General features: G+C 41.0%; 11 protein-coding genes. 6 read left to right on the top strand and 5 right to left on the bottom strand.

The features are described from left to right. The first annotated feature begins 7 nt into the window (after positions 1-7). The 3 genes from lpxK (at position 8) to FH971_RS11765 (ending at position 2,188) form a co-directional block, all read left to right on the top strand. Complete coding sequence (lpxK, locus tag FH971_RS11775; protein WP_140234422.1) at positions 8-1,015, top strand: tetraacyldisaccharide 4'-kinase; 1,008 nt, start codon at positions 8-10, stop codon at positions 1,013-1,015. Further along, positions 1,005-1,181: a Trm112 family protein gene (locus FH971_RS11770; RefSeq protein WP_137226835.1), complete on the top strand. Its 177-nt coding sequence runs from the start codon at positions 1,005-1,007 to the stop codon at positions 1,179-1,181. Before lpxK ends, FH971_RS11770 begins: the two co-directional genes overlap by 11 nt. Before the next feature lie 275 nt (positions 1,182-1,456). Next, entirely contained in the window at positions 1,457-2,188 is a 732-nt protein-coding gene (locus tag FH971_RS11765) for a BUD32 family EKC/KEOPS complex subunit (RefSeq protein WP_140234421.1), read from the top strand. Positions 2,189-2,301: 113 nt separating this feature from the next. On the opposite strand, the gene FH971_RS11760 is transcribed toward FH971_RS11765, so the two are convergent. From FH971_RS11760 to FH971_RS11740, 5 genes are all read right to left on the bottom strand, one after another. Beyond that, a complete protein-coding gene (locus tag FH971_RS11760; RefSeq protein WP_140234420.1) occupies positions 2,302-3,183 on the bottom strand; it encodes an MBL fold metallo-hydrolase in 882 nt (293 codons plus the stop codon). 143 nt (positions 3,184-3,326) lie between these two features. Then, positions 3,327-6,401: an efflux RND transporter permease subunit gene (locus FH971_RS11755; protein WP_140234419.1), complete on the bottom strand. Its 3,075-nt coding sequence runs from the start codon at positions 6,399-6,401 to the stop codon at positions 3,327-3,329. Then, complete coding sequence (locus FH971_RS11750) at positions 6,398-9,649, bottom strand: efflux RND transporter permease subunit (protein WP_140234418.1); 3,252 nt, start codon at positions 9,647-9,649, stop codon at positions 6,398-6,400. The genes FH971_RS11755 and FH971_RS11750 overlap by 4 nt, the downstream gene beginning before the upstream one ends. Before the next feature lie 12 nt (positions 9,650-9,661). Beyond that, a complete protein-coding gene (locus FH971_RS11745; protein WP_137226840.1) occupies positions 9,662-10,735 on the bottom strand; it encodes an efflux RND transporter periplasmic adaptor subunit in 1,074 nt (357 codons plus the stop codon). Positions 10,736-11,181: 446 nt separating this feature from the next. Next, positions 11,182-12,468: a citrate synthase gene (locus FH971_RS11740; protein WP_137226841.1), complete on the bottom strand. Its 1,287-nt coding sequence runs from the start codon at positions 12,466-12,468 to the stop codon at positions 11,182-11,184. Between the two features lie 411 nt (positions 12,469-12,879). On the opposite strand from FH971_RS11740, the gene sdhC reads away from it, so the two are divergent. The 3 genes from sdhC to sdhA are packed head-to-tail and all read left to right on the top strand — an operon-like array spanning position 12,880 to position 15,383. After that, a complete protein-coding gene (gene sdhC / locus FH971_RS11735; RefSeq protein ID WP_140234417.1) occupies positions 12,880-13,275 on the top strand; it encodes a succinate dehydrogenase cytochrome b556 subunit in 396 nt (131 codons plus the stop codon). Continuing rightward, positions 13,269-13,616 carry a succinate dehydrogenase, hydrophobic membrane anchor protein gene (gene sdhD / locus FH971_RS11730; RefSeq protein WP_137226843.1) on the top strand — a complete coding sequence of 116 codons (348 nt, stop codon included), beginning with the start codon at positions 13,269-13,271 and terminating at the stop codon, positions 13,614-13,616. The genes sdhC and sdhD overlap by 7 nt, the downstream gene beginning before the upstream one ends. Continuing rightward, a complete protein-coding gene (gene sdhA, locus FH971_RS11725; protein WP_140234416.1) occupies positions 13,617-15,383 on the top strand; it encodes a succinate dehydrogenase flavoprotein subunit in 1,767 nt (588 codons plus the stop codon). The last annotated feature ends 13 nt before the right edge of the window (positions 15,384-15,396 follow it).

The raw sequence follows: 15,396 nt of genomic DNA, 5'->3' as shown, positions 1-15,396 counted from the left end.
GTTTGTGATGCAACAGCTTATTCATCGCATTTGGTACCAAGGTCATCAAGCCAAGTGGTTCTTATTACCTTTGTCTGGATTGTTTTGGTTAATATCCACGATTAGGCGAGCCCTATTTAATTACGGATTTAAGCACGCACAAGTGTTGCCTGTACCCGTAATTGTTGTTGGTAATATAACGGCGGGTGGGAGTGGTAAAACGCCCGCGGTGATTTATTTAATCGAGTTATTGCGCCAACATGGTTATAAACCAGGTGTGATAAGTCGAGGTTATGGGGTTAATATTGATGGCGTTGCTGCCGTTAATATTAATGCAAAAGCCAGTGATGTAGGTGACGAGCCTGCAATGATTGTTGCTCGTACTCAAGTACCTATGGTTGTAGGCAGTAAAAGAATAGCGGCTGCACAAACGTTATTAGCAGACTTTGATGTTGATGTGATTATCAGTGATGATGGTTTACAACATTATGCGCTAGGACGCGATATTGAAATAGCACTCGTTGATGGTGAACGGCGTTATGGAAATCACTGCTTGTTACCCGCAGGTCCCTTGAGAGAGGGGTTATGGCGGTTAAATTCAGTTGATTTCGTGATAAACAATGGCGGGCCTGCTCTGAACGGTGAAGTGCTGATGACACTAGAGCCAGCTGCACTTTGTCAGGTTGATAGCAACCTACACGATGAATTTAGTCAACAGCACAGTGTCGTGGCTATGGCGGGCATTGGTAATCCGCAACGTTTCTTTAATAGTATTAGCCAGTTAGGTTATAAAGTAGTACAAACAATTGAATTTACAGACCATCAAGCTTTTGACCCAAAGCAATTAAATGAGTTATCTGTGCAGCATTCATTATTAATGACTGAAAAAGATGCGGTTAAATGTCGCGATTTTGCACAATCAAACTGGTGGTATTTACCTGTAAATGCGAAGCTTAACTCAGAATTTGATCACGCAATGTTGAGCCGATTACAACAAGTGGCTCAAACTAAAAAAGGATTGTCTCATGGCATTTGATAGAAAATTACTCGAAATTGTGGCCTGCCCAGTATGTAAAGGAAAGCTAGAATACGACAAAGAATCACAACAGTTGATCTGTAAGTTTGATAAGTTAGCTTACCCAATTACTGAAGGCATACCAGTATTATTGGAAAATCGCGCTACGGCACTGGTGATAGAGTAACTTATTTATCGCTTTTTTGAGTAGAGATGACTAAGCGCCCGGAAGGGCGTTTTTTTGTTGGTCAATATTTAAAAAGTGAATGTTATTGCAATTAATATCAGCGGTGAAAAATGTATCTTTTGTGTTTTTAGATTGTATAAAAGGTATGTATAGATTTGCTATTGAAGGCTATAAATTCATAAATAAGCATTAAAAAACATTAATTTAATTGAATGTTTTAAAACTGAGGAAGATAATTTAGCAATCAGTAATAGTAAGTTGTTGAGTAGGTTTTTATGGCTGAAAATGATAGCTTTCAACAATGTGTAGCGAGTGTCTTTCGCGAGCATCGTGGCGAGCGAGTGGTGTCATTTGAGTTTCAGGGGAAACGTTATTGGTTGAAACAAGTTGAACAGCTTGCCGGTGCAATGCGTTTGTTAAAGCAAAACTCTGCGGAGGCACTAAATAAAGAAATTGGGGTGTTAAACACCTTAAGTCATTTAGGTGCTCCTGTGCCTGCCGTTGTTGATTTTGGCGACGGTTATATGGTGGTCGAGGATGCTGGTGAGACCATTAATCATCTTCTTGAACATACAAATGAAATTTTGTGGCAACCAATTTTAAACGATGCCAGTGCTGCGTTGGCTAAACTTCACAGTATGCAGCTTGCTCATGGTCGTCCTGCATTGCGAGATATTAGCTGGCAAGCCGGTGAGGTGAAGTTTATTGATTTTGAAGCGAATCAACAACACAAATCTGTTGTTTCTCAACAAGTTCGTGATTTGTTAGTCTTTATCCATAGCTTATATCGTTACATTGGCCCTAAGAATAGTGCGATTAATCTAGCTATTGATTGTTATCGTAAAGCCGGTGGAGAAATGATATGGCAAAAAGCCAAGCAGTTTTTAGCTTCTTGGCAATGGTTATATTATTTCGCTAGACCATTTCGTGACATTGGTGGAAAAGATTTGAAGCCAGTATATTGGGTATTATGGCATTTCAGACAGGCGCCTTTGATACTGGCATAGTGGCTGTTCTGTCTTTAATTATGTTGATGTTTATACAAAAAGCTTGCTTAGAACAGCAAGCTTTTATATGTAAGTTGACAGTGATATTTATTTTACCGAGATAGGTTAGCCATTTAAGTTTTTGTGGATAGGTCTTGATATAAGGTTTCAATCCATTTGTCTGCAGAGATAAATCCCCAAGCCCAATTAGCGTATTTTGCTGGCACGCCCTGTTTTTTGATGGTAGCTAAATCATGGCCCATTTCTATTTCACCACGCATCCAATTAATACTGTCATCAAGCATATGCTTAAATTTTAACAGTGCATTTTTATCGGCTAACGCGCCATGACCGGGTATCACTTTAGTCTTATTGTCTAAACGGTCGAGTATTAAACTAACATTTTCTCGGTAACCCGTCACAGAACCTCCCGCCGCTAAATCAATGTACGGAAAGCGGTCTTTAAAGTATAAATCGCCCATGTGAATGATATTTGCTTTCTCCCACATTACAACACTGTCTCCGTCGGTATGGCCGGGGCCTAGGTGGATAACTTCTAAAGTATCGTGATTGAAATGTATTGAGATGTTTTCTTCAAAAGTGATAACAGGCAGTGCTGAGGTGGGCGTACTGTTATCTTCACTAAGACGTTTGAGCACATTATGATGGGCTAGGATTGTACCTTGCTCGCCAAAATGAGCATTACCACCAGTATGATCACCATGGTAATGAGTATTCACTATGTATTTCGGTACACCGGGTTGAATTTGATTGAGGGCGGCAGTAATTTTATCGGCTAATGGTGCAAATTGGTCATCGATGATCAATATACCGTCGTCCCCTGCAGAAACACCAATATTGCCACCGGCACCCATAAACATATAAGTATTATTATCTAGTTTTTTCGAGGTGATAGTAACATCACTCATGGTGTCATCTGCCACTAAAACGTTGCTGAAAGCCAACATTGCAAAAGCACTTAATCCAATAATTTTTCGTTGGAATCTCAGTTTCATGTTTGTCCCTTTTATTTACTGTCTTAGCGAGCTAGTTGTTATCAATACTACTAATTCAACGTATTAGATCACATAGCTGTTAAGGCTTTGTGATAGCTTGTCGTTAACGCAATAGCTAATGTAGTCGCATTATTCTAAGACGATTAACGATTAGTATTAGTCCAAGGTAGCAGTTTTTGAGCAAAAGTGTTGGCTAAGCCTAATCGAATAGCTGCCTTATGCCTCATTAAGTAAAGAGCTTGGTAGCACAATGGCACTAAATACAAACTGGTTACCGTTGAAAAAGTTAACCCACCAATGATCGCAATGGCCATTGGTGAATAAGGTGGTCCACCACCACCTATTTGGGTGTCTCCCATGGCTAACGGAACTAAGCCTAACACTGTTGTTGCAACTGTCATTAATACTGGACGCAAACGGGTAATACACACGGTGACAATAGTGTCGCTTAGCTTATCTAAATCCGGAGTCATTTGGTTGATTTGATCAACCAACACAATACCATTATTCACCACAATACCCATTAAAATAAGTATGCCAATCATAGACATTACCGACATCGGCGTACCTGTTAACCACAGTGCCCAAAATACACCAGTTATGGAGAACATGATCGAGGTAATGATAGCTGTTGGTAAAAGCAGTGATTCAAATAATGCCGCCATAACAATATAAATCATCGCAATGGCTAAGATCATATTCACCGCCATGATTGACTGGTCTTCATCTTGACGTTCAAACCCACCCCGAAGCGAATAGCCGTATCCATTTGGAAAGTTTACTGAATCCATTACTTGAGTTATTTTGGTTTGTGCTTCTTCTGTGGTGAAGTTTTCTAAGTTTGCACCGATTGATAAAGCTGTTTGGCGATTAAAATGTCGAATGGTATCAAAACGTGGAACCACGGTTGCTTCAGCTAAACTGTCTAGGGTATAAACTCGGTCACCTTGACGAATAATCGGTAGTTGCTTAAGTTTTTCCAGCGATTTTTGCCAGCTTTTGTCATAGGCCAGTTCGATACGTAATTCGCCGCTAAGATCATGACGAAATGAACGTAGTTGTGAACCTCTTAAAGCAATTGCAATGTTCGATGCTATATCACTTAAGGTCAAATCCAGTCTGGCAGCCATTTCTCGGTTAATGACGACAATAACTTCCTGTTGTGAACCATTTACTTCAGAACGTACATCGACTAGGCCTTCTATATCTTCGAGTAGTGGCATCACTTGCTCACTGATACGAATTAATTCGGTTGTTGAGCGTCCAGTTAACGTCACACGAATACCGTTATTTTCGTTGCCCCAACCAAATTGTGGCGTAGCAATCGAAAACTTAGGAAAGCCTTCACGGATCATTTTCTTTAACTCACCAATGTCTATTGGGATGTCTTTTTGCAATAAAATGGTTGATTGTGCATCTTGTGGGGCGTAGTAACTGTAAACCGCATCAATATAAAACTTGTCTTTATTGCTGTATAAATACGTTTCCATGCTATTAATCATGGCTTCAGTGACCGCTAGATTATGGCGACCTTCTAGCTGGTAATTAATGTATAAACGGTCATTACCTTCACCATCACCTTGATCTTGTTGCACCATGCTTAATGGCAATGCTGTAGATACCAATATCATCAAAGCGATGATACCAGAACGTTTCGGCCGGGTTAAAATCCAGGTGAGGCTGCGTTGATAAAAACGCCCTAAGTGATTATTGCCATTAGCGGCTTTCACTTCAAAATGAAAGTGATTAAGCATAAGTGGAATAAGGGTTTTTGCAACTAACAATGAAGCCGCCAGCGAAATACAAATGGCGACAGCAACGTGTTCTAAAAAGATGGTCAGTTGAACTTTAACACCAAAAATATTGGGTAAAAATACAATGGCGGTGGTTAATGTGCCTGCTAACACTGCCAATGAAACTTTTTCTACGCCGGTTAACACGGCTTGTTGGTTGGCTTTTAGCTGGCAAGTGTCGTCAATGTGTGCTGCTTGTTTCTCTTGCAGTACGCTTTCGGTCACCACCACCGCATTGTCAATCAACATGCCGACTGCTAATAGTAGTCCCATCATCGACAAAATATTTAAGCTGTAGCCTAAAAAGTACATACCAGCCAATGTCATACATAATGAAATCGGCACAGATGAGATAACCACTAAGGTCATTTTAAGGTTACGTAAAAAAAGATACAGCACGCCAAATGACAATACCGCACCCATTAAGCCAGACAGTAGTAAGTCTTTTAATGACGATTTAACACCATAGGCTTGATCTTCCATGATAAACAGTTTGATGCCATTAAATTGCTGATCTTGCTTAACCTGTTCGATAACGTTTAATACTCGATCAGACACCTCCACTAAATTAGCACCAGACTCTTTAAATACGTCAATGCCCACTGCATATTTTTGGTCTAAATGTCGTCCTTCTATTTTCTCGGGCAGGGCATAATTCACCATCGCAATATCTTGCAGGCGAATACCTGGCACTATGACCAAATTGTTAATATCATCGAGACTGGTAAATTCGCCTTTGGGTGATACTTGATACACTCTTGAGTTTTCTCTAAGGGTGCCTGCACTGATGACGAAGTTTTCAGCCAGCAAACGCGTGCGTAGATCGAGACTATTAAGGTTTGAAGCTATTAATTTATCGGCATCAAGCCGGATTTCAATCTGCTTTTGTTCAACGCCATAAAGGGTGACTTTTGATATGCCATCAACGCGTTCAAGTGGCTTACGCAATTGTTTGTCTAATAAATCAAATGCATTAGAGAGTTCACGCTCGCTTGATATGCGAATGGTCAGAACCGGCATATCGGCGGTAGAAAACTGTTGGATCATCACGCGTTCGACATCTTTTGGTAATAAATGTCTTACCGAGTCGATTTTCTCACGTGCTTCAAGACTTTTGGTGGCAACGTCTTGACCCCATTTCATGTTGAGTCGAATAAAAGCACCGTCTTGGGTTGAATCTGAACGCACCTCTTCAATACCACTCATGGTGGCAAGTGATTCTTCCAGAACTTTAGTGATATCCCGTTCAACTTCTGCAGGACTGGAGCCTTTATACGGAACTTGCACCACAATTTGTGGAATATCAATCCCTGGAAACATTTCTAATGGCAACATTCGACTGGCCGCCATACCAAATAACATGATGGCCAAGAAAAACATACAGGTGGTGACAGGGCGCTTTATCGCCAGTTGAGTTATGTTCATGCTGGCGTCTCCGCAGTATTAAGCTCAACGTCGCTTTGGATATATTGTTTACGATCAAATAACGCATATAAAGCAGGGATAACTAACAATGTAAGCAAGGTTGACATGCTTAAACCGAAAATCACAGTAATCGCCATTGGCGCACGAACTTCACTGCCATCGCCAATCCCTATTGCCATGGGCAATAAACCTAAAGTAGTGGTTAGGGTTGTCATCATGATAGGACGTAAACGAGATTGCGCAGCATCATTAATCGCAGTTAGCTTATCCTTGCCTTCTTGGCGTAATTGATTAATACGGTCAACTAATACAATCGCATTGTTGACCACAATACCTGCCAGCATAATTAAGCCTATAAATACCACCACACTTAAATGGGTTCCGGTAATAAATAAACCAATAATGCTGCCTGCAACGGCCATAGGCACTGCAATTAAAATTAACAGTGGATGTAACAATGACTCAAACTGACTGGCCATCACTAAATATACTAAGAAGATAGCTAGAACCAAGGCTATTTTTAACGAATCAAATGATTGTTCCATTTCTTCATTTTGACCGCCAAATCTGGCCTGTATCGAACTCGGGAACTGCTGTTTAGTCAGTATTTGTTGTGCTTGAAGCACCGCTTCACTTAAATCACCGTATGCCAAATTAGACGACACAATAGCGACTCGCTGTTGACTGATACGATTAATCGCTGAAGGACCCATTTGCAAATCTATTGTGGCGATAGCACTTAATGGGATCGGTTGGGCGCTATTGGGATTAATAATTAACGATTCAATGTCGCTGATCTGATCGCGTTCGCTTAACTCACTGCGCACCAAAATATCCACTTTACGATCACGTACCGTAAACTGGCTGGCAATAGTCCCACCTACGCGTTGGGCTATACGGTTAGCGACTGTCGGCGCATCCATTCCTAGCGCTGCTAAACGGGCATGATCAAAGCGAATACTGATCTCTGGTTGGCCATCACGTAAGCTAGTATTGATGTCACTAAAACGGTCAGACTCAGACAAGGCATTAACCAATTGGTCTGCGCTTTGTTTGAGTTGAGCTAAATCATAACCTGATAATTCAATTTCAAGTGGGGTTTTAAAACTGAATAACTCAGGATGTTCAATTTTAGCTTCTAGTTCAGGAATGTTTCTTGCTGTGTTTCGCAATACCTGACTAACAACGTTAAAGGCTAAAGGGTCTGCGAGTACCACTTGTAATCGGCCCCAGTTTTCACCGCCGCGAGCGGTATCTGATGTCATTAATCCACCGCTACCCGCTTGGCTATAAGCATGTTTCACATCTTCACGGTCTTTAATCGACAGCGCTAGTTTTTGTAATACGGCATCAGTTTCACTGACTTCGGTGCCTGGTGGTAATAAAATTTCGACATAAAACTCACCTTGATTCATCGGCGGGATTAACTCGACACCTAACTTAGGCAGTAAACTGCTTGAGGCTAGGGTCACCATTAGTGCTAACACAATGGTGAGTACTTGGTGGCGTAGGGCGTGATGTAACACTCGGAAATAAATTGATTCTACGATGCGATATAAGTAGTTAAAGCCAGCACAGATGGGTTTGAGTAACAGCCCAAATACACTACTTATAAAACGGCTAATGACAATAATTGCGGTTAACAATCCTGAAGGTAAATAGCTAAACAAGAGTTTAAAGGGAAAACTCAGCACTGCCAGTAAGTAATAAGCTATTTTTCCTTTGCGACTTGTTGGTTTAGGCTTTTGGGTCACTTCAACCGGTTGCGGCAGGCTAGTAAAACCTTGACGTGATGCCAACATGGGAATGGCTGTTAAAGCGACAAATAATGAGGCGAGTAGGGCGAACGTGACAGTGAGAGCTTGGTCGGAAAATAAGGCTCCAGCAATGCCATCGACAAACACTAAAGGTACAAATACTGCCAGCGTGGTAAGTGTAGATGCAAAAATGGCACCAGAGACCTCTTTACATCCAGTGACGGCTGCCTCAACTTTACTCATGCCTTGAGCTTTATAACGGTCTATGTTTTCTAAAACCACAATGGCATTGTCGACCAATAAACCAATCGCTAACGCAATACCGCCTAGTGACATAATGTTTAAACTGATATCAGCAAAATACATCATATTAAAGGTGGCAATAACCGAGAAGGGAATCGAGATAGAAATAATCAAGGTGGCAATAATATCCCGTAAAAATAGGTAAATCACCAGCATTGCCAGTAAGCTACCAAATAACGCTGCAGAAGTTACCTCATTCACTGCACTTTCAATAAACTCAGATTGGTCATAAATAACTTTTAATTTATTACCTTCATTAGCTTGGTTGATTTTTTCAAGTTCAGAGCGTAGCTTTTGCGCAACAGCAACGGTATTGGCGTCGCCTTCTTTGTATATTGCTAGCTCAATCGATTCTACCTGGCCGATACGAGTAATATCACTGCGTTCTTTGTAGGCATCACTAATCACCGCAATATCAGATAATCTGACTAAGGTTTGGCCATCTCGGTAGATAATGACTTGACCTAACTCATCGAGTGAGTTGAATTGATTTAAGGTTCTGACCAAGTATTCTTTATCACCCTGAATCACTTTACCTGCTGAAAGGTTGATATTTTCTTCATTGATTCGACGCTTAACCTGGTCGGCATTAAGATTCAATTGGCTTAGTTTTTGTTGATTTAATTCAATGTGAACTTCTTGCTCCAACCCACCGGATAACCTTACGGCAGCAACACCGGATAAGGCTTCTAAACGTCGTTTTAACTCTTCATCTGCAAAGGTTCGCATTTGCTTTAATTGTTCCGCATCGGCATTGGGTACAGAAAAAGCTAAGCGCATGATGGGATCAAGATTGGGGTTAAAACGCAGTAATAATGGTTTATTAATGTCTAAGGGAAGTTCGATAGTGTCGATTTTTTCACGTACTTCAAGGCTTGCCATATCCATGTTGGTGCCCCATTCAAACTCGAGCACAACATCAGACATGCCAGAACGTGAAATTGAACTGATTTTCCGGAGTCCTTTTACCACCCCTACAGCTTCTTCAATAGGTTTTGATACCAGCTGTTCAATTTCAACCGGAGCGGCACCGTCATAGGCTGTGCGTATTGTCACGCTGGGATAGCTTAAGTCTGGTAACAATTTTACCGCGAGGCGAGAAAACCCTACCATGCCAAAAAGCATTACAGCTAACATGAACATCCATACAGTGACGGGGCGTTTAACTGAAGTGTTAATTATTGACATTATCCCGCTCCGTTATCGAATAGCTGCGAAGCTAAGTGGGGTAATAATTTCCACTAATGATTGATCTTTGAGATTTTGTTGGCCACGGATGACAATTTGTTCACCATCTTCCACACCCGATAAAATTTCAACCGTGTTATTTTCACGGTAGCCCAAGGTGACTTCACGTCGTTGTGCTTTGGTGTCTTTAATGACATACAAAGCCTGGGTGTTGTCTTGGTTGATTAATGCGTTATAAGGCACGGTAAGTACATCAAGGTGGGTGTCGTATTTAAGTTCAACCCGAGTAAACATGCCTGCTTTTAATGTTGCATCTTGATTGGGTACTGCTAGTGTTACTTTAAACGTACCACTTTGAGCATCCACTATTGGACTGATGCGTAACACGTTAGCGTTAATAATTTTGGCGTTTGCAGTTTGATGTTGTTGAATAATACTGGCTTGCTGACCAACTCGTAAACTCGCAAGCTGTTGTTCTGGTAGGTGTAATATACCGTGAAGTTGGTCTTGGTTAACGACATAAAATAGCTCTTGGAACTCTTTGGCCATATTGCCTGTTTTAACATAGCGTTCAGCAACAACACCATTAATGGGTGAGGTTATTTGGCTTTCTTTAACTTGTAGCTCTGCTAAATCTCGTTGTGCCTTGGCTGCTTGTAAATTAAATTCGAGTTTGGCCATAGCATCTTGGCTAATAAACTCTTTGTTATTCATTTTGTTTAAACGATTTAATTCTTGCTGAATAATCTGCACTTCGGCTTCTGAACGATTGAAATCATAGCGTTGACGCTTGGCATCAATTACCGCAAGTATTTGCCCCTTGGTAACCCGATCGCCTTCCTCAACGTTAATTGTTTCGATTATCCCTGCGATGCGGCTCATCACATGTGACTCTTCTGGAGCCTCGAGAGTTGCTGTCGTGCTGTAAAAAGAGGATACATTGCCTGTAGTGACCAGTGCGGTTTCAACTGGGATAGCAAATTTTTCATCTTCTTTTACTTGCTCTGTTTCGTCACCACAACCGCTAAGTGCTGCTATACAAAATAAAGGAATTGCCATTTTTTTTATGTTGATGAACCTGTCCATGGGAGTACCTGCCAATTATTATTTTTTGAATTAAATGACGCTAATGTACTTAGTGTTATATTTAAGCAGTTAAACGTCACGTTATCATTTGTAATCAATGTTAATTACTCACCATATAGCATTAACCATGCCATGTTAAATACATGTTATACAGCAATGATTTATGTTGGCTTAATGTTTGGTGTTAGTGAGTTTGGTAATGTTAAATTAGTTAAAATGGTTAACTTATGGTGTGATTGGTTATTCCTGCATGATGGGTTATGAAAAAGATTTAATAACACGATCAATAAAAAAGTAAATTAATTAGGGAATAAGAGGTAGAACGACTTCGAGGCTATGGTTGCATGCTAGTAGTAAGTGTATTTAATTCAATGGGGACAAATGAATGGGCTTAAAATACAAAAAAAGCGCCTTTCGGCGCTTTTTTATCACATTAATCAAAACGATTAACGTTTATCAAGACTCACAAATTCACGTGCCGATTCACCAGTGTATAACTGACGTGGACGGCTGATTTTATGGCCTGGTTGATCTAACATTTCTTTCCAATGTGAAATCCAACCAACAGTACGTGACAATGCAAATAGCACAGTAAACATACTGGTAGGGATACCAATGGCTTTCATGATGATACCAGAGTAGAAATCAACGTTCGGGTATAGCTTCTTAGAGATAAAGTATTCATCTTCAAGGGCGATACGCTCAAGTTCCATTGCTACATCTAATAATGGATCAACCACTTTAAGTTCTTTAAGCACGTCATGACACGTTTCACGCATCACTTTAGCGCGTGGGTCGAAGTTTTTGTAAACTCGATGACCAAAGCCCATTAAGCGGAATGGATCGTTTTTGTCTTTCGCTTTCTCGATAAACTCAGGAATGCGATCAACGCTGCCGATTTCTTCTAGCATTTGCAGACAAGCTTCGTTAGCACCACCATGAGCTGGGCCCCACAACGAAGCTATACCCGCTGCAATACATGCAAATGGATTAGCGCCTGATGAACCTGCTAAACGTACTGTTGATGTTGATGCATTTTGCTCATGATCAGCATGCAGTACAAAAATACGGTCCATTGCTTGTTCAATCACTGGGTTGACCTTGTACTCTTCACACGGAGTAGCAAACATCATCGACAAGAAGTTACCTGCATAACTTAAATTGTTACGTGGGTAAATAAATGGCTGCCCCATTGAATATTTGTAGCACATTGCAGCAATGGTCGGCATTTTAGACACTAAGCGATAAGCTGCAATTTCTCTGTGCTCTGGATTGTTAACATCTAGAGAGTCTTGATAGAAAGCAGATAATGCACCTGTTACACCACATAGCATTGCCATTGGGTGTGCATCACGACGAAATCCTCTGAAGAAGAAAGCAATTTGCTCATTAACCATAGTGTGTTGTTTCACTGTGGTGACAAATTGTTCGTAATCGACTTTAGACGGTAATTCACCGTAAAGAAGCAAGTAGCATAAATCTAAGTATGTCGATTCAGTTGCAAGTTGCTCAATTGGATACCCACGATGTAACAAGATACCTTTATCACCATCGATATAAGTAATTGCTGACTCACAAGATGCAGTAGCTAGAAAGCCTGGGTCGAAGGTAAAATACCCTTTTTTTCCAAGTTTACTGATGTCGATAACATCAAAACCTTCAGTACCTTTTTTAATAGGTAGGTCGATTGAATCGTTTCCTGGTAACTCTAATTTGGCTATATTATCAGCCATACCCCGTTCTCCTTACTTCATTCTTTATATGAGTGCGGCATGTTAAGCGGTCATTACTTTACAGTGGATCGGGATCACATTTCAATTTAAATAAGCGTTTAAATTTGTTAGACCATGGTATATGTCCTCTGAAAACCGCTCTGCGCTTGGATTAGAATAAAAAAAACACTAAAAAAACTTATTTTGCATAATGTGAGGTTTGTATTTGACAATTCCCACGAGTATACTTGCCTGCGTCCCTAATGGCGACGAGCGTCACAGTTTGGAAATGATTAAATTATAAACTAATTGTTGTTTTCTCAACTGTTTTAGGCGTTAAGAGCAGTCTATTTTTTGTTTAGAGAATGCTTTGCTATATGCAAATTATTAATGGTTAAGCAAAGAATAGATTTATAACAAAAATAAGGCTCAATGGAGCTGAGTGAGCAGAACGTGAAAAAGCAAAGACCTGTCCATCTAGACCTGCAGACGATTCGCTTTCCTGCGACAGCGATCGCGTCAATACTGCACCGCATCTCCGGTGTGATCATGCTATTTGCTATTGGTATCCTTCTTTGGTTGTTAAATTCGACTTTAACATCAGCAGATGGTTTCGCTAGCGTACAATCCTTGTTCGATAGTTTCGTGATGAAGTTCATCCTTTGGGGAATTCTAACTGCGTTGGGTTATCACTTATTAGGTGGCATACGCCATTTGGTAATGGATACTGGTCGTTGGGAAGAGTTAGCTTCAGGTACTGCATCAGCTAAGGCTACTTTTGCTATAGCAGCGGCCTTTTCAATCATAGCGGGGATTTGGGTATGGTAATAAATGCATCAAGTTTTGGACGCAGTGGTGTTCATGACTATATTCTATTACGCGCAAGTGCAGTGATTCTCGCTTGTTATACTATTTTCATAGTTGGCTTTATCGCGTGTAGTGCCCCATTAACTTTTGAAATTTGGAGTGGTTTGTATAGCTCACTTCCGATGAAAGTCTTTACCCTAATAACCTTGCTTGCTTTACTTATTCATGCATGGATTGGTGTATGGCAAGTATTGACTGATTATGTCAAAAATACTGCATTACGCGGGGTTTTACAGTTTACCTTTGTTTTGATCGCATTAAGTTATGCTGCATCAGGCATTGTAATAATGTGGGGTGTTTAAGTGAGTATTCCAGTACGCGAATTTGATGCAATCGTAATCGGCGCCGGCGGTGCGGGTATGCGAGCAGCATTACAGATTTCTAAAGAAGGTAAGAGCTGTGCGCTTTTATCTAAAGTGTTTCCAACTCGTTCACATACCGTTTCTGCTCAAGGTGGTATCACCGTAGCATTAGGTAACGCGCACGAAGATCATTGGGAACAACATATGTACGATACGGTTAAAGGTTCCGATTTTATCGGTGACCAAGAAGCCATTGAGTTTATGTGTCAAACCGGTCCTGAAGCCATTATCGAACTTGAGCAAATGGGATTACCTTTTTCTCGTTTCGAAGACGGCACTATCTATCAACGTCCTTTTGGTGGCCAATCAAGAAACTTTGGTGGCGAGCAAGCAGCACGTACTGCAGCAGCAGCTGACCGTACAGGACATGCACTGCTTCATTGTTTATATCAACAAAACGTTAAACATAAAACTGACGTTTATTCTGAGTGGTATGCCTTAGATTTGGTTAAAAACGATGATGGCGTGGTTGTTGGTTGTACTGCAATTGAAATTGAAACAGGCGATATTGTTTATTTCAAAGCCAAAGCAACAATTCTAGCAACAGGTGGAGCAGGGCGTATTTATGCTTCTACCACTAACGCTCATATCAATACTGGTGACGGTGTGGGTATGGCGGCACGTGCTGGTGTTCAGTTACAAGATATGGAAATGTGGCAGTTCCACCCTACGGGTATTGCTGGCGCAGGTGTTTTGGTTACTGAAGGTTGTCGTGGTGAAGGTGGATATCTTCTAAACAAAGACGGCGAGCGTTTCATGGAACGTTATGCACCAAACGCGAAAGATTTAGCATCACGTGACGTGGTTGCACGTTCAATGATGACTGAAATTCGTGAAGGTCGTGGTTTAGACGGTCCATTAGGTCCGTATTTGTTGCTGAAGCTTGATCATTTAGGCAAAGAGACCCTAGAAGCTCGTCTTCCTGGTGTTTGTGAATTGTCACGTACCTTTGCTCATATCGATCCAGCCGATGGTCCAATCCCTGTATTACCAACGTGTCACTATATGATGGGCGGATTACCGACTAAAGTGAGTGGTCAAGTTATTCGTAAGAATGATGATGGCACTGAAGAAGATGTATTAGGTTTGTTTGCTGTCGGTGAGATTGCTTGTGTATCCGTACATGGAGCGAACCGTTTAGGTGGTAACTCACTGCTTGATTTAGTGGTATTTGGACGTGCTGCAGGTCAGCATTTAGGTAAAGCGTTAGATGCAACACCTGATCCAAAAGCAGCATCAGACGAAGACATTAGTGCTTCACTTGCTCGTCTTAATCGTTGGGAAAGCAACAAAGACGGTGAAGACCCTACGGTTATCCGTAAAGATCTTCAATTGTGTATGCAGTTAAATTTCTCTGTTTTCCGTAGTGGCGAAGCCATGGCAGAAGGTTTAGAACAGCTTCAAGCGATTCAAAAACGCCTTGAAAATGCTAAGTTATCTGATAATTCTACCGAATTTAATACTCAACGTATTGAGTGTTTAGAATTAGATAACTTAATGGCAACTGCGCTCGCAACAGCTTATGCCGCTAACTTCCGTACAGAAAGCCGTGGTGCGCATTCTCGTGAAGATTATTTAGAACGTGATGATGAAAATTGGTTATGTCATAGCTTGTTTAATCCAGTGACTAAAGCGATGAGCAAACGCGATGTCAACATGTCACCTAAATTACGTGAAGCGTTTCCACCGATAAAACGGACCTACTAGGCAGGAGTTGCAA

This window comes from Shewanella polaris (assembly GCF_006385555.1).
GTDB classification, from domain to species: Bacteria; Pseudomonadota; Gammaproteobacteria; order Enterobacterales; family Shewanellaceae; genus Shewanella; species Shewanella polaris.
Note: the sequence above shows the minus strand (reverse complement) of the source record. Positions and strands in the feature narration are given on the sequence as shown.